The 21,820-nt window shown below is 39.3% G+C and carries 30 protein-coding genes; 11 read left to right on the top strand and 19 right to left on the bottom strand.

The genetic code is table 11. The features are described from left to right. Nucleotides 1-3: 3 nt before the first annotated feature. Genes yhbY through NSS92_RS02565 form a run of 4 tightly spaced genes read right to left on the bottom strand, consistent with a single transcriptional unit; the run spans nt 4 to nt 2,776 of the window. Nucleotides 4-294: a ribosome assembly RNA-binding protein YhbY gene (gene yhbY, locus NSS92_RS02580; protein WP_008342507.1), complete on the bottom strand. Its 291-nt coding sequence runs from the start codon at nt 292-294 to the stop codon at nt 4-6. Next, nucleotides 288-1,130, bottom strand: coding sequence for a shikimate dehydrogenase (gene aroE / locus NSS92_RS02575; RefSeq protein WP_267587282.1), 843 nt, complete (start codon nt 1,128-1,130; stop codon nt 288-290). The genes yhbY and aroE overlap by 7 nt, the downstream gene beginning before the upstream one ends. A gap of 21 nt (nt 1,131-1,151) precedes the next feature. Next, nucleotides 1,152-2,252: a ribosome biogenesis GTPase YqeH gene (gene yqeH / locus NSS92_RS02570; RefSeq protein ID WP_034661381.1), complete on the bottom strand. Its 1,101-nt coding sequence runs from the start codon at nt 2,250-2,252 to the stop codon at nt 1,152-1,154. 2 nt (nt 2,253-2,254) lie between these two features. Then, the gene (locus NSS92_RS02565; protein ID WP_008356191.1) at nt 2,255-2,776 is read right to left on the bottom strand and encodes a YqeG family HAD IIIA-type phosphatase; all 522 of its coding nucleotides are present in this window, start codon (nt 2,774-2,776) and stop codon (nt 2,255-2,257) included. A 361-nt stretch (nt 2,777-3,137) separates the two neighbouring features. Here NSS92_RS02565 and NSS92_RS02560 point away from each other — a divergent pair, with 361 nt between their 5' ends. Continuing rightward, the gene (locus tag NSS92_RS02560; protein ID WP_003217327.1) at nt 3,138-3,278 is read left to right on the top strand and encodes a sporulation histidine kinase inhibitor Sda; all 141 of its coding nucleotides are present in this window, start codon (nt 3,138-3,140) and stop codon (nt 3,276-3,278) included. Nucleotides 3,279-3,413: 135 nt separating this feature from the next. Here NSS92_RS02560 and NSS92_RS02555 read toward each other — a convergent pair whose 3' ends face one another. From NSS92_RS02555 to NSS92_RS02540, 4 genes are all read right to left on the bottom strand, one after another. Further along, complete coding sequence (locus NSS92_RS02555) at nt 3,414-3,563, bottom strand: hypothetical protein (protein ID WP_162842499.1); 150 nt, start codon at nt 3,561-3,563, stop codon at nt 3,414-3,416. Nucleotides 3,564-3,641: 78 nt separating this feature from the next. Continuing rightward, nucleotides 3,642-4,370, bottom strand: a complete 729-nt coding sequence (locus NSS92_RS02550) for an SGNH/GDSL hydrolase family protein (protein WP_185907625.1) — start codon at nt 4,368-4,370, stop codon at nt 3,642-3,644. Nucleotides 4,371-4,454: 84 nt separating this feature from the next. Then, on the bottom strand, nt 4,455-5,195 hold the full coding sequence (locus NSS92_RS02545) for a polysaccharide deacetylase family protein (RefSeq protein WP_340866856.1): 741 nt from the start codon (nt 5,193-5,195) through the stop codon (nt 4,455-4,457). A 167-nt stretch (nt 5,196-5,362) separates the two neighbouring features. Further along, a complete protein-coding gene (locus NSS92_RS02540) occupies nt 5,363-6,484 on the bottom strand; it encodes a response regulator aspartate phosphatase (protein WP_041086294.1) in 1,122 nt (373 codons plus the stop codon). A gap of 221 nt (nt 6,485-6,705) precedes the next feature. Between NSS92_RS02540 and sigK the strand changes: the two genes are divergently transcribed. Further along, nucleotides 6,706-7,434 carry an RNA polymerase sporulation sigma factor SigK gene (gene sigK, locus NSS92_RS02535; RefSeq protein WP_034738387.1) on the top strand — a complete coding sequence of 243 codons (729 nt, stop codon included), beginning with the start codon at nt 6,706-6,708 and terminating at the stop codon, nt 7,432-7,434. Nucleotides 7,435-7,563: 129 nt separating this feature from the next. On the opposite strand, the gene NSS92_RS02530 is transcribed toward sigK, so the two are convergent. Beyond that, complete coding sequence (locus tag NSS92_RS02530; protein ID WP_268419768.1) at nt 7,564-8,079, bottom strand: Imm6 family immunity protein; 516 nt, start codon at nt 8,077-8,079, stop codon at nt 7,564-7,566. A 75-nt stretch (nt 8,080-8,154) separates the two neighbouring features. Between NSS92_RS02530 and NSS92_RS02525 the strand changes: the two genes are divergently transcribed. Then, nucleotides 8,155-8,463 (top strand): ImmA/IrrE family metallo-endopeptidase, encoded by a 309-nt coding sequence (locus NSS92_RS02525; protein WP_340866855.1) that lies wholly within the window; start codon nt 8,155-8,157, stop codon nt 8,461-8,463. 100 nt (nt 8,464-8,563) lie between these two features. Then, the gene (locus NSS92_RS02520; protein ID WP_340866854.1) at nt 8,564-9,223 is read left to right on the top strand and encodes a hypothetical protein; all 660 of its coding nucleotides are present in this window, start codon (nt 8,564-8,566) and stop codon (nt 9,221-9,223) included. Between the two features lie 317 nt (nt 9,224-9,540). Here NSS92_RS02520 and NSS92_RS02515 read toward each other — a convergent pair whose 3' ends face one another. From NSS92_RS02515 to NSS92_RS02505, 3 genes are read right to left on the bottom strand one after another with little or no spacing between them, the layout of a single operon-like run. Then, nucleotides 9,541-9,837 carry a DUF3986 family protein gene (locus tag NSS92_RS02515; protein WP_340866853.1) on the bottom strand — a complete coding sequence of 99 codons (297 nt, stop codon included), beginning with the start codon at nt 9,835-9,837 and terminating at the stop codon, nt 9,541-9,543. Between the two features lie 9 nt (nt 9,838-9,846). Beyond that, nucleotides 9,847-10,263: a hypothetical protein gene (locus NSS92_RS02510; RefSeq protein ID WP_340866852.1), complete on the bottom strand. Its 417-nt coding sequence runs from the start codon at nt 10,261-10,263 to the stop codon at nt 9,847-9,849. 35 nt (nt 10,264-10,298) lie between these two features. Further along, a complete protein-coding gene (locus NSS92_RS02505; RefSeq protein ID WP_267587276.1) occupies nt 10,299-10,724 on the bottom strand; it encodes an NUDIX hydrolase in 426 nt (141 codons plus the stop codon). Nucleotides 10,725-10,841: 117 nt separating this feature from the next. Between NSS92_RS02505 and NSS92_RS02500 the strand changes: the two genes are divergently transcribed. Further along, nucleotides 10,842-10,988, top strand: coding sequence for a hypothetical protein (locus tag NSS92_RS02500; RefSeq protein WP_340866851.1), 147 nt, complete (start codon nt 10,842-10,844; stop codon nt 10,986-10,988). Between the two features lie 26 nt (nt 10,989-11,014). Here NSS92_RS02500 and NSS92_RS02495 read toward each other — a convergent pair whose 3' ends face one another. The 4 genes from NSS92_RS02495 to NSS92_RS02480 all read right to left on the bottom strand — a co-directional run bounded on the left by NSS92_RS02495 (nt 11,015) and on the right by NSS92_RS02480 (nt 14,014). Further along, nucleotides 11,015-11,206, bottom strand: a complete 192-nt coding sequence (locus NSS92_RS02495; RefSeq protein ID WP_034280052.1) for a hypothetical protein — start codon at nt 11,204-11,206, stop codon at nt 11,015-11,017. Between the two features lie 107 nt (nt 11,207-11,313). Next, nucleotides 11,314-12,717: a polysaccharide deacetylase family protein gene (locus tag NSS92_RS02490; RefSeq protein WP_340866850.1), complete on the bottom strand. Its 1,404-nt coding sequence runs from the start codon at nt 12,715-12,717 to the stop codon at nt 11,314-11,316. A gap of 159 nt (nt 12,718-12,876) precedes the next feature. Continuing rightward, a complete protein-coding gene (locus tag NSS92_RS02485) occupies nt 12,877-13,431 on the bottom strand; it encodes a delta-aminolevulinic acid dehydratase (RefSeq protein ID WP_340866849.1) in 555 nt (184 codons plus the stop codon). Nucleotides 13,432-13,447: 16 nt separating this feature from the next. Beyond that, on the bottom strand, nt 13,448-14,014 hold the full coding sequence (locus NSS92_RS02480) for a GNAT family N-acetyltransferase (protein WP_340866848.1): 567 nt from the start codon (nt 14,012-14,014) through the stop codon (nt 13,448-13,450). Nucleotides 14,015-14,275: 261 nt separating this feature from the next. Between NSS92_RS02480 and NSS92_RS02475 the strand changes: the two genes are divergently transcribed. The 5 genes from NSS92_RS02475 to NSS92_RS02455 all read left to right on the top strand — a co-directional run bounded on the left by NSS92_RS02475 (nt 14,276) and on the right by NSS92_RS02455 (nt 18,171). Further along, a complete protein-coding gene (locus NSS92_RS02475; protein ID WP_024423066.1) occupies nt 14,276-14,602 on the top strand; it encodes an uberolysin/carnocyclin family circular bacteriocin in 327 nt (108 codons plus the stop codon). Nucleotides 14,603-15,130: 528 nt separating this feature from the next. After that, entirely contained in the window at nt 15,131-16,441 is a 1,311-nt protein-coding gene (locus NSS92_RS02470; RefSeq protein ID WP_340866847.1) for a hypothetical protein, read from the top strand. Continuing rightward, nucleotides 16,404-16,943, top strand: coding sequence for a stage II sporulation protein M (locus tag NSS92_RS02465; protein ID WP_340866846.1), 540 nt, complete (start codon nt 16,404-16,406; stop codon nt 16,941-16,943). Before NSS92_RS02470 ends, NSS92_RS02465 begins: the two co-directional genes overlap by 38 nt. A gap of 21 nt (nt 16,944-16,964) precedes the next feature. Then, complete coding sequence (locus NSS92_RS02460; RefSeq protein WP_340866845.1) at nt 16,965-17,510, top strand: hypothetical protein; 546 nt, start codon at nt 16,965-16,967, stop codon at nt 17,508-17,510. Then, complete coding sequence (locus NSS92_RS02455; RefSeq protein ID WP_340866844.1) at nt 17,503-18,171, top strand: ABC transporter ATP-binding protein; 669 nt, start codon at nt 17,503-17,505, stop codon at nt 18,169-18,171. The genes NSS92_RS02460 and NSS92_RS02455 overlap by 8 nt, the downstream gene beginning before the upstream one ends. A 37-nt stretch (nt 18,172-18,208) precedes the next feature. On the opposite strand, the gene NSS92_RS02450 is transcribed toward NSS92_RS02455, so the two are convergent. After that, the gene (locus NSS92_RS02450) at nt 18,209-18,487 is read right to left on the bottom strand and encodes a spore coat protein (RefSeq protein ID WP_039180101.1); all 279 of its coding nucleotides are present in this window, start codon (nt 18,485-18,487) and stop codon (nt 18,209-18,211) included. Nucleotides 18,488-18,720: 233 nt separating this feature from the next. Here NSS92_RS02450 and NSS92_RS02445 point away from each other — a divergent pair, with 233 nt between their 5' ends. Beyond that, nucleotides 18,721-18,933: a hypothetical protein gene (locus NSS92_RS02445; RefSeq protein WP_340866843.1), complete on the top strand. Its 213-nt coding sequence runs from the start codon at nt 18,721-18,723 to the stop codon at nt 18,931-18,933. Nucleotides 18,934-18,972: 39 nt separating this feature from the next. Here NSS92_RS02445 and NSS92_RS02440 read toward each other — a convergent pair whose 3' ends face one another. Together NSS92_RS02440 and araA are read right to left on the bottom strand one after the other, a co-directional pair. Continuing rightward, nucleotides 18,973-20,313 (bottom strand): sugar porter family MFS transporter, encoded by a 1,341-nt coding sequence (locus NSS92_RS02440; protein ID WP_340866842.1) that lies wholly within the window; start codon nt 20,311-20,313, stop codon nt 18,973-18,975. 81 nt (nt 20,314-20,394) lie between these two features. Next, nucleotides 20,395-21,816 (bottom strand): L-arabinose isomerase, encoded by a 1,422-nt coding sequence (araA, locus tag NSS92_RS02435; protein WP_267587272.1) that lies wholly within the window; start codon nt 21,814-21,816, stop codon nt 20,395-20,397. Nucleotides 21,817-21,820: the final 4 nt, after the last annotated feature.

Here is a 21,820-nt window from a genome sequence, read left to right as displayed (position 1 = left end):
CCTTTACGGCAGCTTAATTTGTTTATTTTCCTTAGATTCTTTGTAAAGGACAATCACATTTCCGATCGTTTGAACGAGTTCCGCCTTTGCACCTTTTACAAGTGCTTTCGCAACTTCTGTTTTGTCCTCGTCGCAATTTTGCAATACGCTGACCTTTAACAGTTCTCTTGCTTCAAGCGCCTCGGAAATTTGCTTGACCATATTGTCATTTACCCCGCCTTTTCCAACTTGAAAAATAGGTGATAAATGATGTGCCTGTGCACGTAAAAAACGTTTTTGCTTACCTTTTAACATGGTGTTCCTCCTAATTTCTCTATGACAATTGACTTCATTTTTCCGGCGTCAGGCGTGATGCCTGTCCAGAGTTCAAAGGCTCTTACTGCTTGTCCAACAAACATGCCAACCCCATCTACTGTTTTCAAGCCTAATCCTGCTGCTTCACTAAGCAGTTTTGTTTCTATTGGATTATACACAATATCACAAACGACCGCTGTTTTTTTTGCGTTCGCTAAAGAAATCGGGGTTTCTTCAACATTCGGATACATGCCGATCGAGGTCGTATGGATGATGACATCATATTCCCCAAGCCGCTCTTCTGCTGTATTTAATGTGATTGCATGAGATGTAATTTTCCCCTCTGCACTTTCAATTAAAGCTTCCGCTTTTTCAATGGTGCGGTTCGTAATATCAAAGCTCTTCGGTGCATACTGAGCAATTGTCGTATATATCGCTCTTGCTGCTCCGCCAGCACCAATCAGGAGAAATGACAGCTCTGATAACGGCTGATCCAAGGCTTCAAGCAATGAATGAAGAAAGCCTTCTCCATCTGTATTGTACCCAACGAGCTGATCCCCTTCGAGCCGCACCGTATTGACGGCACCGAGGCGTTCAGCTGTCACATCAATTTTGTCAAGGTACTGCATGATTTCTACCTTGTGCGGAACAGTGACGTTAATGCCGCTGATTCCTAATGCTTTCATGCCGCTAACAGCATCTTTCAGGTCATCATTTTCTACTTGAAAGCCATGATAATGTCCATCAATTCCAGCATCCTTTAATGCTGCATTATGAATATCCGGAGACATTGAATGGCCAACAGGGTTACCGATTACTCCGTATAAAGGTTTCAAGGTCTCTCCCCCTTTGAACATTTAAATTAACGAACGTCTCATAAACACATGAACGCCTTTTGGCGCATAAACTTTGATTTGCTTGCCCGCATCATTTGCAGTGACCCAGCCTAAACCTGAAAAGACGATGTCCATTTTTGGCTGATCAATGGTAAAGGTATGCGGAACGAGCGGCGGGAAATCTTCCATTCCTTCTTTTGATGGCGGTGACAAGAGTTCCCCTGCATGTTTTTCATATAAATCATCTGCGTTCTCCAGCTTTGTCCGGTGAATGTTCAGCTCATTTGGCATATAGCAGACAAATGATGTTCTGCCACCTTTTACGTAATCAAATCGAGCCAGTCCGCCAAAATAAAGCGTTTGTGCTTCATTTAATTGGAACGTTCTCGGTTTCAATTCTTTTTTCGGCGTTAAAATCTTCAGGTCATTTTTGCTGACATAGTGCGCCATTTGATGGCGGTTGATGATGCCCGGCGTATCGAATAAAGCAGACCCGTCATCAAGCGGGATTTCAATGGCATCAAGTGTAGTACCTGGATATTGGGATGTAGTAATAACGTTTTCTTCCCCAGATACTTCTTTGATGATTCGATTGATAAATGTTGATTTTCCAACATTCGTACAGCCGACGACATAGACATTTCTTCCCTCGCGGTAATGATCGATCGCTTCCATCACCTCAGGTACGCCCTGGCCTCTGCTTGCACTGATTAAGAATACATCGATGGGATTTAATCCGTTTTCTTTTGCTTCCCGCTTCATCCAATGAATCAGACGATCTTTTTTCACGGATTTCGGTAAAATATCCACTTTGTTGCCGACAAGTAAAATCGGATTACCACCGACAATACGGCTCAGCCCATTGATCCAGCTTCCGTTAAAGTCAAAAATATCAACGACCTTCACAATGAGAGAATCTGTCTCTCCAATGCTGTGCAATATATTTAAAAAGTCGTCTTCTGTTAAAGAAACATCTTGAATCTCATTGTAGTTCTTTAACCTAAAACAGCGCTGACAGATCACATCTTCTTTCAATAGAGATGCTGCCGGCGCATATCCTAATTGATCTTTATCTTCCGTCTGAATGGCTACACCGCAGCCAATACAAACAACCTTTTCCATTATTACTCTTCCTCCCACTGAATGTGGCCCTTACGCTTTAAGGCTCCTAAAATTCTGCGTTCAATCTGCCTGTTAAACTTTGTGAAAAATCCGTCCGAGGCAGCAACAGGAACGACCAAAATCGTATGGAAGCCATGACGATTCCCGCCAAGAACATCTGTCATGAGCTGATCCCCAATGACAACCACATCTTCTTTTTTCAACTGCATATCAGCAACTGCCTTATTAAAGGCTCTTCCCATAGGCTTTCTCGCTTTATAAATAAACGGGATATGAACCGGTTCAGAAAAAAGCTTGACCCTTTTTTCATTATTGTTCGATACAATCGTCACTTGTATCCCGTGATCTTTCATTTCTTGAAACCATTCAATTAAGCGCGGTGTCGCACTTGGACGGTCCCATTCTACTAGTGTGTTATCTAGATCGGTAATAATTCCTTTTACATTTCGTTCTTTTAATTTTTGCGGCGAAATGTGGAAAATACTTTTCACAAATTCATCCGGTAAGAAATACTTCTTTAGCACAATTTGCACCCTTTCTTCCATTGGTTTTCAGCGATTGTGTCGAATCAAATCACAATTTGTCTGTCTATCGAATACAATGAAAAAGTTTTCGACATATGATGAGGACCTTCAACAGGTGTGGATAATTTTACACACATTATCCACCTATATTTCATCACGCTTTCATTCAATTATAAACACTCTACCCACAAGTTATCCACTTAACCATGTGGATAACAGAACGATTGTTCTTGTTTCCCATTCATGGTAGATTAAAGGTACTTCAAAGACAGTCGATCAACCTATGATGATATGTCTTTTCTTCAAATTTTATGCCAACTTTTTCAGGGGAGGTGTTTTTCCCATCATATGGGTTTCTAGTATGAAAAAGCTGTCAGATGATTTACTTATAGAATCGTATTATAAAGCAAATGAAATGAACTTAAATCGCGACTTCATTGAATTAATTGAGACAGAAATGAAAAGACGTTCGCTCGGGCATATGCTCTCTGTTTCCTCTTAATTCCATATCACAGGAACCATGCCTCCCGAGCACTCTCCTTTTTTAAACTCAGGTGACTGATATTATATCACTTGCGCTATAGGCTTACTACTATTTTCCGTAAAAAACACCCCTTCTGATAAAAGAAGAGGTGTCTTAATTGCAAGGCTGTTCATTCCAAAACCATAACCCTCCGCCTACGACTAAAATGACCACAAGGAACACAACAAGAAAAGCGTAACCGATTCCTGCTCCTTGTGCTGGATAAGGTGAACACGCAGGGTAAGGATAAGGACATCCCCACATATCAGTTACCTCCTTCTAGGAAGATATACTGTTAGACTATGCTGGATGGATGGTCTTGTTTAGGCAGATGGCCATCATTTAAAAATGTTTGATGACATCACGCTCTTTGATTTCGTTATAAATAATTCTCGCCCCTTTTGGTGTCATATGATTGCCAGAAGGGTCGATCAAACCTGACTGAATCAGAGCTCGATCACTATCTTCACCTGCTTCTCGGATGAAAGCTTTCCAGTTGTCGACAAGCGGCACCTGCTCATCCTTCGCTACTTCTCTCGTGATATCATTATAAGAGTTTTGCCAGGCTCTTGCCCCGCCTCTTCCGGCAAAATAAGATGACTTATATCTAGAGTAATAATACAAGCCCTTTTTCCCGCCTTCTACAACAGGCACACAGGTCATGAGAATCGGGGTAATGCCTTCTTTTCTACTTTCAGAAATAAAGTAGGATAAATTTTCTTTAAACCGTTTTTTCGTCACTCGGGGATGTTTCCCGTCTAAAATCGCCGCATCATTCGTCCCGAACATGATGAGGACGTAAGTTGGTTTCTGTTTTAAAATATCCTGCTCAAAGCGAAGTTTCGCGTCTTCAGTCGTCTGCCCGCCAATGCCTGCATTCTTCACTTGAATTTGGCCGCGCTCGACGTTTTTCATGAGATTTACCCATTTTTCAGATGTTGGATAATCTCGAAAATCCCAGTTTGATCCTCTTGTATTGCTGTCACCAAATGCAATGACGCTTTCTTGTACTGGCTTAGAGCACCCAGCAGCAACACATAATAGGATGAAAAGGAAAACATATTTCTTCACAACATTCACCTCCAAAAGCCCTCTTCATATAGTAAACGACAAGACTTTTGGTTTCAATGAATGACTGTTTTTGACGAATGCTTCCTATTGCAGCTGAACGGGCATATATGCTTTGTCATGGTGCAGCAGTTCACTTACTTTTACAAACTCATAGCCTCTCTTCTTTAATTCAGGAATCACTTGTTTTAATGCTTCTACCGTTTGCTTCCGATTTCCCCCGCCATCATGTAAAAGGATGATATCGCCGCCTTGAATATGATCAATAATTCGGCTTGCAATTTTATGAGCCCCTGGTCTTGACCAGTCCTTCGGATCTTGCGTAAAAGACCACATGACCACATCGTACCCTTGCTTTGACAGAATGCGGAATGATTTCATTGTTAAGCGTCCACCAGGAGGGCGAAATAATAAGGGGCCGCCAGGCTGGAGTGAAGCGATTTGAGCCGCTGATTCTTTTAATTCCCGCTTGATCTCCTTTGACGACAAAAGGTCAAAATACGTATGATTCATCGTATGATTGCCGAGTTCATTCCCTTCGTCCACAATCCGTTCTGCGATCATTGGATATGCATGGATTCGGCTCCCTATCACAAAAAAGCTTGCATTCACTTGATGCTCCTTCAGCACATCCAATATTTGATTTGTATACACTGGATGAGGTCCATCATCAAAGGTGATCGCAATCTTTTTCCGTTCCGCTCTCATGTCCCAAAAGGCACGTCCCGTTTTTTCAAGATCGACTCGTTTTAATGTACGTGCCTCTACTTCATTAGGAACAAAAGCACATAGCAGCCATATACACATCAAGATATGCAGCCCTCTCATTCGACCGCCTCCTCCACCGAACATCATTACCGATAAATTGCCCGCTTTCTCATCAATTCATGCAAGCTTCATGGTGATATCCGCTTCTTTTTCAAATAAAAAAGCCGGCCATACTGGCCCGCTCTTTGTTTCACGTTTGGTTTCTCTCTTCAACTGTCGAACGTTGCTTAGAATTCATACAGACACTCTCCTTCTTGGATTTGATTTTGAGCCCATAATAATTTCTGATAATACTGGTTGGACTTCTTGTATTGTTGAGAGGCTTCTAAGGCTGTCGCAATTTCTAGTGAGATATCCTCTATATAAGAGTATAGGCTAAGTTTTTCCAAATAATCAATGGTTTTTTGCAGTTGGTCTTCATTGATTTCCTGAACATATAAAGCATCCAGGTACTCAAACATATGACAGAACAGCTGGTCTTCATGCTTCTTTGCGGCCAATTTCCCAGCTTCTAATATGCGCAGGGCATCCGCCTGTTCATTCTGTCTAAAAAGCAGCTTCGCTAGCGTATAGAGCGTATGCGGAAGCGTTGGAAGCAGCTCTTTGCGGGCAAGATCAGCGGATTCCGTTAAATATCGTTCCGCTTCCTCTCTATAACCCAGCTCGCCATAACATTTTCCTAAATTATAGAGCGCTGAACTGTATATGCGCGGGTGATCAATTTGAGATGCGAGCTGTTTTGCCTTTTTTAAATGAGGCAGTGCCCGGTCTTTTCGTTTTAAATCTTGATAATTTCCTGAGATGACAAAGAGACATTGAATGATGCGAATGGTATACGCATCATGCTGATCGTATATTTCCAGCGCCTTTAAAATATGGTGCATGGAGACATGTGTTTGTTTCATGATATAGTAGGCTTCTGCCACTTTAAAATGAAACTCTGCCTGCTCAATATCATCGAATACCATGGACAGCTGCTTTTCTGCCACTCGATAATATTTGACGGCTTCTAAATATTCTTTTTGACTAAATTCATGCATGCCACGAAAAAATGCATGGTAATAATGCAGCATATCAGATAACTCATGATTGGAGTTTTCGATTTTATCGACTAGATTAGATACTGAGAAAGGTTGATATTTTGAAGGGTGTATATAGTCAAGCATGATTTGGTGCCGAAAACACATGAGCTGATAATAAATCAGTAAATGCTGGTCCTCTTCCATCTGTTCAATTTCCGCTTCAACTTCCGCTTTCAAGATTTCCGCATCTGGAACACTGAACTGCCGTATCATTCGATACCATTCATTAATTTTCATACCTACATGTGAAGATAGAACCTTCCCCATGTTCCGAAAAAACCCCTTCCTTTTCGGTCTAATATTACATATTTTAGCACGCTTCTTGACCGCCAAGCACCGCAAAGAAACCGCAAACATATGAGAGGGGCTGTAAAAAGAGACGAACATTTTTCGAAAAACATGATTTTTTCATCGTACAGACACAGACAATCCCTCCTTCACATACATTTGAGGATATAGGCAGCGGCCTAAACATGGTGGAGGTGAAAATCGTGGCAGGAGTATTTACAGCGATGGGATTGATGGTCAAAGAATTGGTGTTTTTAGTGTCCTATGTCAAAAACAATGCCTTTCCACAGCCCCTTTCGGGAGATGATGAAAAAAAATACTTAGCCCTCATGGCACAGGGCGATGAACACGCAAGAAACATGCTGATTGAACATAACCTTCGGCTCGTCGCCCATATTGTAAAGAAATTTGAAAATACCGGGGAAGACGCTGAAGACCTCATCTCCATCGGGACGATCGGACTCATTAAAGCCATCGAAAGCTATTCCTCTGGAAAAGGAACAAAGCTGGCAACGTATGCAGCGCGGTGTATTGAAAATGAAATTCTCATGCATTTACGCGCGCTCAAAAAAACAAAAAAGGACGTCTCCTTGCATGACCCCATCGGTCAGGATAAAGAAGGCAACGAAATTTCATTAATTGATGTCTTAAAATCCGAAAATGAAGATGTGATCGATACCATTCAGCTCAACATGGAGCTTGAAAAAGTAAAGGAGTATATCGACATTCTCGACGGCCGAGAAAAAGAAGTGATCGTCGGCCGGTTCGGCCTTGATTTAAAGAAAGAAAAAACGCAGCGGGAAATAGCCAAGGAGCTCGGGATATCGCGGAGCTATGTGTCACGTATTGAGAAGCGGGCGCTGATGAAAATGTTTCATGAGTTTTACCGGGCGGAAAAGGAGAAACGGAAGCGGGAGAAGGGGAAGTGAAAATGAATTTCCCTAACTTCTAACAAAAACAGACCTCGTGAGGTCTGTTTTTGATTTCGGCGCTAAGCTACTGTCACTCTGCATTTTGATAATAGCTGCCCTTTATTCATATCGCCCAATAAATCTAATTTAAATGACTGCGATGTCCTCTTTGTTAATTAAATATATTTTGTTATGATCGTGATCTTTGCTAGGATAATGATCAATTAAATATTTTCTCAAGGTATTTAATTCAGCCATATCAATCTTTTTTGATTCAATTGCATTTTCCCACATTACAATTAATGTTTCATCGTCTATTACCTCTAGCACTTGAGGAACAAATTTTTTATTTTCTCGTCTATACGCTTGATACGCTGTGTAAGAAACTGCATCTAATACTGAATACCAGCCATATTGTTTTTGTTCATCTTTTTCTTTATTAGCGAACTCAGCTACATCCATATAATCTTCACTATCTATATAATTACATAAATCATCTGCACTTAACTCTTTGCCAGAAAGCCATTTCCAACAATCATCTAAAGCTTTTTCTCCTATGTGGTAACCATCATCTTCTTTATCTATGAATGTATACATTTTTTCAGCTATTGCTAAGCCTAGAGCAACTTTAGCTTCTTCACTAAGGTCATTTATAAAATCCATCTATAGCCTCTTTCCTATTTTTTCATTTTAACTACATTTTTTGTAACACCATTTTTAACTTCAGCAGCCGACATTATGACGGAACTAATATCATTGATAATCCTTAGCCCTCAAGAACAGTGGCAAGATTTTGGTCATGAACTTTGTCATGCGCTAAGACATGAAGGAAATCAATTAATAATGCCTCCACTCTTTAGAGAGCTGCAGGAAATGCAGGCGAAGCGTTTTGCATATAAGTTTTGTATTCCGACATTTATCCTTAGAAAAATAAAAGCTATTCAACCGTATAATAATTTCACAAATGAAATAGCAGCACTTTTCAATGTTACATATGAATTCGCTATCGAACGTTTCGTGACTTTAAACCCATGCTATAAGTCATAAATTATTCTGTCTAATTTTGTCGAAAATCATCATTTCAATATTTTTTGTATTATAATGTTTCCTGTATTACTAAAATGTGTATATAGAAGGGTGTAGAAAAATGAAAAAAGCTAAACTAATTTTATTCTTATGCTTTATGGCAGTTTTAACTGCTTGTGGTAACACTAACAGCTCAACTGAGCCGGCAAAAAAAGAAGAAACGAGCAAAGAGGCTTCAAAAGAATCAGCACAAAAAGAGAATAAACCAACGTCAGGACGTTTATCAAAGATCGGGGAGTGGAAGAAAGATAAAAATGGTTCAACACTGACTTTGAAAAAGATAAACAACAAACAAAAAGAAATAGATTTAAGTCCTATTAAGATGAAAATACAAGATGTTAAAGTTTTTGAATACAGTAATTTAGGTGAAGACGATAAAGAGCTTCTTTCTGATAATCAATATGAAAAAGATAAATATCATAGAATACAAATTACTTATACGACTGAAAACACTTCTGATAAAGATGTTTTGTTTTCTGGTGTTGATGTTATTACCACTAATACAAAAAAACAAATCGAAGTCAATACGTCTAATTTGTATACGGATAAAGGTGTTGGTTCTTTTTATGGTAAAGTCGAAAATGAAGGTATGGTTGTAGTTCCTTTACTGGTAGATGATGTTTCGGATTTGAGTTCAATCACACTTCACTTAAGTGATGTATATCTAAATGACGAACCTGAATTATTGCATGATGGGTCAAAAGTTAAATTCGATTTTTAAATTTTGCACCCCCCTTTTGACATTGATAACGAAATCCTCATGCATTTATGTGCGCTAAAAAACATCGTTCGCGATAAATAACAAAACGAGCTGTGAATGTGATTGATTCTATTTAACTCAACATGGTGCTTGAAAAAGTAAGAAACTTCTATAAAAACAGACCAAGCTTGGTCTGTTTTTATCTCGTCATTATGAACTTCCCCTCAATTTCTTCTTAATTGAAAAGGGTACTATTAATAAAAAGAAACAAACATTAATTAACATCAAATAAAAAATACTCCGAAAAAACTAAGCGCTAAACAAAGTTTAACCATCATTTACTCCACTATATTGTTTTCTTTTAAAAAATGTTCAAAAATCTTATTACCTTCATCTTCAATTTGGCCATCTTCAATAGGATATTCCCCAATTAATAACCCTACATCTTTCCACTTCTCATATTTCTTTGAAAACGTTAACCCGTAACTTTTCTGATCAAAAAACAATAGCCATCTCCCTGTTTCTAAACTCTTAAAAAACACGCCTTCATAATCAAAACCATGCTCATCATACCCTACATGTAAATGAATACTCTCATCTAAACTATGTATTCTTTCATCTGTACACACTTTCATCTTACTCCCCTAGCTTTTCACATCATGCTGAAAATCAATATTCCTTAACTCGACCCATTCAACAAGATCAGATACCTTTTTTGTCGTCAAAAAATGTTGAACGATTTCATATGCCTGATTGCGATCGACATAGCTGCACGACGGTACATACAATGGTGATCCTGCTATGAAATGCTCGATCGTTTCGATCTTTTCTATCTTTTGAAAAGGAACTAAACAATCTGGATATCTGATGATAAAGAATCCATACGGTTCAGTATAAAAGAAAACTAGAGTTTCGCATTCCCTATCTTCCTCTATCTCAATGGAAGATTCCCCGTTACCTTGTTTCCAATACTCTTCACCCTCCTGAAAGAAGATCCTTTTCATGAATTCTTCTCCCGGATTTTCTACTGGAGCTTCTGTAGGCCCGTAGTATAAAAACATCAATATCGCTCCTTCATGCCTCTATCCATTTGGATTTAACCAATTGTTCTATTTCCCTCAAAATCATAAAATGCTTGTGTTTGTTGGTTTAATTTTAGCATGTGATATAGCTTTGGGTTTAGCTTTTGAAAGGTTTGAGTGCTGACCCATTTTACTTCTTCAATATCATGATCCGGATCTAGAATGTTCATCTCTCCCCCGGTGATTTCCGCAAAGAACGTAATGATAAGTGCATGATGCTTTTTATCTTGAAAGAATGCTTCTCGAACCGAATGAAGTTCCTTTACTTTGACAACATACCCTGTCTCTTCTTTCACTTCGCGGATGACAGCCTGCTGCAGGTGTTCACCTTTTTCCACAGCACCGCCCGGGAGTTCCCAATATCCCTTTACATTCTTGACCGTTAATAGATTTTCTTCCTCGTCATAAATAATAGCTGAAACCACGTCTACTCGTTTCAAATAAATCCCCCTCAACATTCTCCATTCACATCAATTGCCGAATATATGACACGAACTGTTCATTTTAGACATTCTTATTATACTGTATCCTTGATATATGATAATGGAGGTCATAACATGTGGATGATCATCATTTTACTTATTGTCCTCATAGGATTTACAGGGAATATCGTTTCTCTTTTGAGACAAATCAAAGCGTCAAACGAGACAATCATCCAACTGTTAGAACATCAAAAACCGAAAAAAAACACCTCGCGCAACTAGCAGGAGGTTTTTCAATAGGAGAAATCTTATCGTTTTTCATCAAACAACATATATCTAATTCGCCGAATATAATGGAGCGCAATATGACCGAGACATAAAATGAGCCCAATCATCGCAAGAATATAGATGGGCAGCATCAAACCAGGTACATAGTTTACAACAAATCCCAAACTAAACGCTGTTAGCATATATATGCTGATCAACCTCATCAACACCATTCGAAGCCCTCCCTTTCTACAATCACTTTAACATATTTTCCCTTTATCTTCATAATTGGATTTAAAAAAGATGCGAATCCATTAAGACTCGCATCTTTTTTACGTATTCAATTTACCTTTTTCGCCCGTGCTTCCTTCCACTGCTCAAGCTCCGAGACTGTTAGTAATTGATATCCTTGTTTGGTCAATTCTTTGATGATCGTGACAGCCGCGTTTGCAGAGGTGTCATAGATGTCGTGCATTAAGACGGTTTCTCCGCTAGACGCATGTGTGAGAATGTAGTTGGCGACGTATTGGCTGTTGCGATATTTCCAGTCTTCAGGATCTACGTCCCAAAGCGTGACTTTCATGTTGACAGCCGAGTTGATCTGTCCGTTTGTTCCACCATATGGCGGTCTAAAGTGAGTCGGTGTGAATCCGCCAGCTTTTTCAATGATTTGCTGCGTATCTTCTACTTGTTTGATGGCTTGTTTTAACGGGAGTCTTGTGAGTAAAGGGTGGTTATAAGTATGATTTCCGATTTCATTTCCACCTTTTCTAATCTCACCTAACATATCGGGATAATATTGAACCCTGCTTCCTAAGACAAAAAATGTCGCATGTCCTTTGTTTTCTTTTAAAGCTGTTAAGATTTTTGAGGTCGTCGATGGATTTGGCCCATCATCAAATGTAAGGGCAATGGCTTTTTGATTTGGGTTGAATACTCCCTGTTTTGGCAGTTTTACGATCTTTCTTTTTGCGATCGGTTCTTTTTTCTCGTTTTTGTTCTTTTCTTTATTGATGTATTCTGGCTTTAACATTCCTTTAAGCAGTGTTTTCTTAATCGCCAGCACTTGAGGGCCTTGTTTGTCTGGTGCAATTTGCCCTGCTGGGAAGTAGAATTCAATAAAACGATCTTTGATGGCAAAATACTGATAATGCTCTGCCTTAGGAGACGTTCCTTGTTTGAGCAAATGCTCGTTTTCAGCAAGAGAGTGATCTTTTTTTAACTCCTCAAATGTCATTTGAGACAGTTTTTGCAGACTTTCTTTCTTTGATAAAAATAGATCATCTATCGATAAAAAATGCTGTTTCTTAAAATCAAAATTGAATATCTCCGTTTCATGTGCGCCTTTTACTCCGCCTTTCAATTCATATGTATTGAATTTGATCGCAGCAGTTTGTTTGGCATAATGAGTAATCTCGTAATCTATGTTTAATTCGTATCGATGATCTTCATCGATATCACTTGCTTCACTAAATGATGTTTTGAATTTGTCGAGCGCTGTTTCTGCAAATCTTTTCATCTCTTGATCTAGCTTTTTTTGATGAAACACTGGATAGTTCACAGCATATCTCAAGTATCTCCCGTCATTCACGAGAGTGACAATTTCAACTTCTTTATAGCTCGCATCTGGTTCTACCTTCTTCTTCTCTGTCCCGCTTGCCTGCTGATTATGATAAAACGCAGCGATTCCGATGATGATCGCAAGTCCGCATAGGACGAGACTGACTTTCCATTTCATTGACACAATGATTCTCCTCTCGTGATGCCGCCATGCCTGAATGACGTGTGTTTGTAAGATAGACTTTGCATGCCCCCTTTTTAGTTTGCAAATCACACAATTGTCACATTTTAGACACATTTTTAGAGATGAATAAAAAAAGGACTTGATTTCTCAGTCCTTTGATTACTTTTGCATATATAGTTGAAATAATTTCGTTTCTTCATCAATGGAACGCGCTCGATCAAATGCCGCTCTGACCGTCTTTGTATTGTTCATGAGCTCGTACAGCATGGTCAGCACAAAGATAAATGCTGCATTCCCATCGATGTAATCGTCCGGTGCCGTATAAGATGTGGCCCCTGCCTTTAAGAAAGCATCTGCTAGATTTTTCTCTCCTAGTGTGCAGCCTGTAGAGATGACATGAACTCCTTCTAAGGAGGCATACCGCTTGATTTCATCCGCTCCAAAAGCAGTATCTCTAGGCTCCTCATCTTCGTATACATCTTCCCCTAATTCAGGCATGATAAATGCTCCTTCTTCCCCGTGAAACGATAAAAGAAGGTAATCTATTTCTCCTCTATTTCTGCCAGATAACACATGAATCAGGTCATTCGGTCTTCCAATCCAATGCATATCGACTTTCGCGCCGAAGTTTTCAAGTGCTGCACGCAGTGCAAAAGATTCCAGCTCACTATTGGGTCCTGCTGCTAATGTGATGCGCATGGCTTGTTGATCCACTTCTATCTCCTCCAGACTATGATAAAAATAAAACCATTTTTTCCTCATCTGCATATGTATCAGCCCATTTTAGCGCTTTTTCTTCGACAGCGTACGACTCAAATCCAACAGAGCGATAGAGGCGTTTGGCTGAGTGATTAGTTGTCACCACCGATAAATACATTTGCTCGATATCCTGCCGTTCTCGCGCAAAGGAAAGAGCTTTTGTCATTAAGGCCTGGCCTGCTCCTTCTCCGCGTGAACTAGGTGTTACATACATCGCTGTCAGATTCGCTCGGTGCTTTAGCTTCTGCAAGGTTTCTTGGATGAGCGTGACTGTCCCCACAAGCTGCCCTTGATGAAAAGCGCCAAATGTCCACATAGATTTCGCCGAAGCAAAACGCGCTTTATATTTATCCTCTATATTGATTGGCTCTTCCTCATAGCTCATCGCAAAACCCTCTGGATTTAATTGCAATGCTTCTAGTCTGAGTGCTGCATATTCTTCAGCATCATCTGGTGTTAACAATCGAATATTCAGAAAATCACCTCCAAAAGAATGATGGATACTTCCAATTTTATCTTGAAAGGAGATTTTGATCAAAGGATATTGGCCCCTCTGCACATATCTCTTTACCTATATGCACATTAGACTCGCTTCCCCACCTATAAAAACAAGGTATTTCCGATCATGTTTACGTGTTTTATTCTAGCAAAAACGATTCTTTTCTCACTTATCTTTTCACCTTTTTTATATTAATCTATAACTAATTCATGAAAAAAATGAAAAAAAAGGATTGCGATGAACTAAAAAATATCCTAAGATGAAATAGTAATAAAAATACAAAAAAGGGAGGAATTTGATATGACAGAAACAAAAAACGAAATCAAATTACATGTTCTTTTTGGTGCTTTAGCAGTAGGATTCCTTATGCTAGCTCTTTTTTCCTTCTCGCTACAAATGCTGCCCGTTGCTGATCTAGCAAAAGAATTTGGTATTCCAGGCAGTGTTGCAGCTGTTGTTCTGAACGTGGTTGAAGCGGGCGGGGCTGTTACAACAATTGTCTCCATTTTAACTGCTGTAGGATCAGGTGGTCTTTCTCTCATTGCAGCGGCTGGTAAAGAGACAATTCGTCAGTACCTTAAAAACGAAATTAAGAAAAAAGGCCGCAAAGCCGTTATTGCTTGGTAATTCAATTTTATGACCCAATAGAAGGAGACTTTGTTCTCCTTCTATTTAAATTTTTATGCAGGTGAGAAGATGTTATATCCATTATTATCACTACTCCTATCAATTAGAATGAAACAACAATATTCAAATCTAGCTCAGTTTATAATACGCAGGGTTCCATTTTTCAAAACGTTTTCTTCTAAACAATACATATTATTTTCTTGTATCCTTGATACTTTATTCGGATGCCTGATTGTATACGTTATTTATTCATATCTTTACTCTCCGGTCTATCAAATAGAATGGGAAAGTGCTTTTGTGATATTTTTGTTCCTTTTCTCTATTGTCAAAGGAATTGAATCTTATAGAAGAACGCATATTCTTCCTTTTGAAAAGTTGATACAGCTTGCACCTGTTTCCGCGAGATGCCTTTTTCAAACGCTTTTATTTTCAGAGTTGGTATGGCTTCTATTTACAAGCTTGAGTACTTATTTGATCTATTTTCTCTTTCAATATTTCATTGCTCAAACACATGACTGGATATTCTGGTTGAAGCATCTCAATGTTATATTGACAGGCTTCTTACTTTTTATCGTCAGCAATAAGATATTTGGTGCTTACATCTATAACATTGTCGTAAAAAAAATTGGGATCATTCGTGTTCTTTTTTTCGCAAGCATCTCTTTACTTTTCTTCTTATTTGGAAGAGTTCTAATATCAAATATTATTTTCCCTTTTTATCACACCTTCCGACAACTTTTTCAATCAATTTCTTCGCTTGCAGAGGATGCGTTTTGGATTACACTTTCAAACAACTTGATGTCTTTATATCAGAATAATCTTCAACAAATCCATCATGCTTTATTTTCACAGGATTCGGTATTTCTACAATTTCTAGCGCTTTTTACTTCACCTGTCACATTTTTCGTGGTGATATTAACGGCAACACTCGTCATGAAGACCCCTGTTCGCTGGATTCCGACTGGAAAAGAGCATGGTCAAAGCTCAAAACATTTTAGAGATTTGTTTTATTGGTACTTTCAAGCACTTGATAAAATTCAAGGCTCGCTGTTTCAAAAGAATATGCTGATTCAAAAAGATCTTAAGGTGCTAAAAGAAAAAAGGTGGCTGCTGTCTAAAGAGTTTTTTAATTATATGTTCATGTCATATGAAGCCTTCTTCTATGTCGGGGTTATGACAGGTTTGATCTCGCTTATTGATCATCAAGCCTTGCAAATTCAGCTATTATTCACATTAAATGTGATGATTTTAGCTAATCAAACATATGAAATGAGAATGCTGACCCCTTCTATATTTTCTTTGAGTGCTGAAAAAAAGAATATTTGGCTCTATGAGCTTTCTCAAACATCTCTTATGCAGTTTTTCTTATCAAAAATCCAGTTATTTTATTGTTTATTTTCCATACCATCACTCTTTCTACTGTTCATTAATCTATCAATCATGAGTGTATATCACCTTTTTGATGTTCAGATGCTCATTCAATTGGTGGTATTGGGGATTGGCTTTTTCATTTTTCCATTGATTCAACTGTATTTGTTTCCATTCACAACGAAATTCAATTTTATTCACGAGCATGAAATAGGGACAACCAATGAAGAAATAGAAGTTATCGATAAAGGACAGGCCTTTGCAAGGAATTTTCTCGTGTTGCCTTTCATGTACTATATGATCTTGACCTCTTTTCTACCTATTTTGCAGCATTCTACAAGTCTCGTAAGCGTTCTGTTTGCTTTATATTTTGTGATCGTTTCAGTGATTTGCTGGGTGTTATGCCGCAAGACCATCTATAAAGGGATTGAATATGTTGAAAAAAATAAGATGTTTTATATCGGAGAATAGACTGATTCTACGCCTCGGTTACCTCTACGCTGCTATCTTTATTGCAGCTGTACTAATCGGAAGCCTTCTTCCTTATGATCAGATTCCTTATCTTAAAAAGGATGAAGAGATGTTTTTTCTATCTATTTTCTTAAACAATTTACAAGTTGGAATGGCGATATTAGGCATTGGAGCTTTTACAGGCGGCATCATGTCTGCTGGCATTCTTTTTTACAACGGCTACATTATCGGCAAACTCGTTCAGTATTTGATTGTCAATCACGAAGCGCAGCAGCTATTCACAGGACTACTGCCTCATGCTTTCGTAGAAATTCTTGGATTAATTCTGTTTTCAATCGTCAGCTCTTATCCTTTTATTTATCTTTATCGATTTATAAAAGGAGAAACAATTGAATTAAAAAAACTGACCCTGACTGTGCTTCAATTGATTTTTGCAGCAGCCGTTCTCTTATTCATAGCATCTCTTTTAGAGCAATACGTTAGCCATGTACATCTACCATAGAAGAAAGGAGAATGTGGTTCCATGGAGCTACTTCTACGACCTAAGCAATTTTTCAATCAGAATCAATCGATTAAAACCATTGTAGGCCTTGTCTTACTATCATTATTTGTGTCGACTGTCTTTTTAACTTTTTTTATTATTGATTTGTTAGTAGATGAACCTTTATCCACTGGGAAACAACTTGCCAGCATTGTTTTTATCTTTTTGCTGACAATCCCGCTTTATTTCATTTTAAATTTTCTCAGTACTGTCCTAACTTCTATTTATATGTATTTTTTTCATAAAGCTTTTATATTACGCAAAATGTATCTTGTTATTTTGGTTTATAATGCATTTCTGTTATTAGTGAATAGTGCAGCGATCTATTGTGTGATGGTGTTACAATTAGATCACTATTTTCTCTTGATTCAAATAGTTTCCTTCTTATTCAACTTATATCTTTTACGCATCCTTTATGATGGAATTATTTACTATGCTGAAGGATCAAAAAAAGCTGCCTTAGCAACTGTGCTCTTGTATATGCTGGTGACTACTGCGTTTGTTATTGGAGGATTCATCAATGGCTAATCTTCAAGTGTCTCAGCTATCATTTCGCTATGAATCAACAGAAGAGACTTCTCCCCTTCTCGATCATGTGTCATTTGATCTGAAAGAAAGTGATCGAGCTTGTATTATTGGAAAGAACGGCAGCGGTAAATCGACACTTTTAAAGATCATCGCAGGTCTGCTTCCTTCAGCATCAGAAATGATTTTACTTAACGAGCAGCATCACCCTGGAACCGCTCAATATAAAAGTCTGGTAGCGTACATTCCAGATAAACCTTTAGTCTATGATGCGCTCACTGGTTTCGAGCATATGGAGCTTATCCAGTCTTTATGGAAAATGAAAAAGTCGGAAAAGGTTTTATACAAAGAGACCTTTCTATCGCTTTGTGATGCATTTGATTTAACTCATGCCCTAAAGATGCCTGTCAAACAGTATTCATTGGGCATGAGATATAAACTTTTCTTTAATTGTATGGTGGCAAGATCTCCAGAGCTGATTATTCTTGATGAGCCTTTTACCTCTCTTGATGAAGCCTCTCAAATACAATCGATTTCTTTATTAAAAAAAGAATTCTCACATCGATGTGTTTTATTTACAAGCCATCAGCGCTACCTTTATTCAGAATTAGGAAATCGTTTCTTCCAGCTGGATCAGGGACAATTAAATGAAATGGAACGTTAAATATACAAAAGGCATCCCATAAAAGGATGCCCCTTCATTACCACTTACAGCGCTTCACCGGACGGCAGCAAGGGTTCTTGATATCACTGCCGCAATCGTATTCTTCTACAATATACTCGTTGTGAGTAGATTCAGTGACAGGATAGTAGTTTTCTATTCTTTTGATATTTTTATTGACGTTTGTGATATGCGTTGGATGAATTTTTCTGATCGTTTGTTCATTCGTTCTTGTATTGACAATTTGACGTGTGGGGAAAACAACCGTTTCTTCTCTGCGAGGTCCAAAGAAGAAATCATCTAATCGATTCCGGCTCATCTCAACACCCCTTCAAGTTGTCTTTCACTTACACTCTATCGTATGTAGGAGGCACCTTTCGTGATTAGATGCTTGTCTATTTTTAAAAGAATCCACTCTCTATCTAGTTTTCTCTTTCTTTGAAAAAGGGTAATTTTAACATATTATACAAATGATATATTGCACGAATATAAGGTGAGCTGCGAGACTGCTCCATAATTTTTCCACTCATCATCAAATAAGAGGTGAACGATATGATCAACACGACACAGCCATTCGAACGAAACAAGCTAGACATTGCACTTGAACTAACTCAATTGCATCTGAATCAATATCAAACAAACCATCCTGATCAGCTGAGTGAAATCTATGCGAAATATTACGCACTGCTTGAAGTGCTGGATTTGTCTTCCTATGATCAATTGATTGATTTACTGCCACATGAGCTCAAACAGAAGCTTGAGTAAAAAACCATCTACCCACATGGGATAGATGGTTTTCTTTATTTATACACGTGCAGCCATATCGGTTTCGATTTGCTCTAAACTTCTTCCCTTTGTCTCGACTAGCACAAATCGGGTGAATAATAGTCCGATTAAGCAGATGACTCCAAATGCGGAGAAAATAACCCCAAAGCTGAATTGATCTGCCAGGATAGGGAAAACGAGTCCAACCGCTAGAGATCCGGTCCAGTTAAAGGCAGAAGAAATACCTGCTCCGATACCTCTGACAGAAAGCGGGAAAATTTCGCCGATGATGATCCAGGTGATCGGTGCCCACGAGAAGGCATAGCACAAAATAAAGCAGCAAAGTGAAATCAATGTCACCCAGTTTAAAATTCCTTCACTAACGCCAAGTGCCCCTAATGCGGCGGGAGCAAAGAAAGAAAGGGCCATGCCCGATCCCCCTACGGTGAGAATCGTTCGGCGGTCGAAGCGGTCAACAAATTGTAAAAAGATCACGGTCGTGACGACAAAAATGACACCGACAATGACTGTAAAACCTGCGGCGACCTGCGGCGCAAGACCAACATTCCGAGCGATACTCGTTGCATAATAGACAATAGAGTTCGCGCCTTGAATTTGCTGAAGGGTTGCCATTCCAACTCCAATGAAAAGAGCCATTCTGAATTTCTTTTGAAACAATTCACGAATCCCTGAGCGTTCTTCTTTGGCCACTTCTAAAATTTCCTGCATTTCTGATTCGATTTCTTCACGGGAAGAACGCAGTGATCCTAATACTTCCCGTGCTTTATGAGCCATGCCGTGTTTAATTAAATATCTCGGAGATTCAGGAAGCTTCAGCATCCCAATATAAAGCACGATCGCAAATAAAGCGGCACTTCCCAGCATCCAGCGCCAGCTGTCCGGGATAGGTTCAAACACAAACGCGACAATATAACTGAGCAATAGACCAGTTACAATCATGAGCTGATTGAGTCCAGATAATTTCCCGCGGATTTTAGCAGGAGCGATTTCAGACATATAAGCCGGAACCAAAGATGAGGCTGTTCCTACTGCTGTCCCTAAAAAGATTCGAGCGATGGTGAGTGAAATCTCTTCTGGTGCGATAGCTGATCCGATAGCCCCGACAAAAAAGATAACGGATGAGACCAAAATGAGTTTTCGGCGGCCAAATTTATCCCCTAAGAGACCGCTTAAGATGGAGCCAATGATGGCCCCGCCCATTAATGAAGAGACAACGATTCCAAGCCATAATGGGCTGAGCTGAAATTCTTCCTGAATATGTCCTTCTGCCCCTGCAATAATCCCAATATCATATCCGAATAAGATGCCTGCAAAGGACCCGAAAAAGAAGATAAATTTGCTTGACACTTTTTTCTCCAAGTGGATGACCCCCTCACTTAATTAACCGCTTTCATTTCATCCCGTGCTTCTACTGTAAACAGCAGAAGACCTTTCCTCCATCTATAAAACCACATATTCTGCATTGACAAGCTTTGCAAAATGAACAATTTGATCCACCGTTAAATTGAGAGACACGACTGTATGATGGCCCCCGCCTTCTTTAATCCATGCTTTGACGCCATCCTGAAAATTCGGTTTGATTTTCCACAATACACGCGCAACTGGTAAATGAGGTGCTGCTTCCTCCGGCTCAAAGGCTTCGACTTCTTGTATCAGCCATTTGAAATGTGTTCCAAAATCAGCTATAGAGACAACGACACCCTCGCCTGCTTTTCCATCAAACACAAGACGCGCTGGATCTTCCCGGTTTCCGATTCCAAGTGGAGACACGACAATGACAGGTTTCGTATGTGCGAGCGCTGGATCTACTTCCAGCATATGAGATTGCAGCACTGCTTCCTGCCCAGAGGTCATTTCATACGTGTAGTCTTCCATAAATCCAGTGGATTGATGATGACTCATCACCTTTAATAAGCGGTCAAGTGCGGCCGTTTTCCAATCACCTTCCCCGGCAAAGCCGTATCCCTTTGCCATCAGCCGCTGTACCGCAAGTCCAGGCAGCTGCTTCATCCCATGTAAATCTTCAAAGTTTGTTGTAAAGGCATTATAGCCGCCTTCATCTAAGAAACGTTTGATGGCGATCTCATATCGCGCCTGCACCTTGACACTTTTTTCCCATTCTTCAACTGAATACGTTCCATAATTTACATCATATTGCGTTAAATACTCAGCAAATAATGCATCTACCTCTTCTTCCTCTACTGCATTTACATATTCGACGAGATCGCCTATTCCAAAGTAATCAACGGTCCAACCTAATTGAATCTGCGCTTCGATTTTATCGCCTTCTGTCACGGCTACATGCCGCATGTTGTCGCCAAACCGGGCTACTTTGATGTGAAAGCTCTCATGATAGGCAGCTGCAACGTCCATCCAATCAGCAATTTGCTGCTGCACTTCCGGCTTTGACCAATGACCGGTCACAATTTGGTTTTGTTTATTTAAACGTGCATTGATATAGCCATATTCTCTGTCTCCATGTGCGGATTGATGGAGATTCATATAATCCATGTCGATCGTGTCCCAAGGAATCTTTTCATAATATTGTGTGACAAGGTGCAAAAGAGGCTTTTGCAAAAGGCTGGTGCCGCGTATCCACATTTTTGCTGGAGAAAATGTATGCATCCACGTCATCACCCCGACAACTTCATCGCGATAATTGACCTCTTTCATAAGCTTTGTGATTTGATCGGCACTGACAGCCAGGTCCTGCAAAATCACTGGATAAGGAAGTAAACCGCTCTCATTTAAAGCATCCGTCATCTTTTGTGCATCTGCTTTTACTTTTTGCAGTGCTTCATCACCATATAAATGCTGTGACCCAACGATAAACCAAAACTCTTTTTTCAGGCTTGTTAACATAGAT

The sequence above is a fragment of the Bacillus sp. FSL M8-0166 genome, from assembly GCF_038008825.1.
Taxonomy (GTDB): Bacteria; Bacillota; Bacilli; order Bacillales; family Bacillaceae; genus Bacillus; species Bacillus safensis.
The sequence above is the reverse complement of the archived record's forward strand: the minus strand, read 5'-3'. Positions and strand labels throughout refer to the sequence as shown.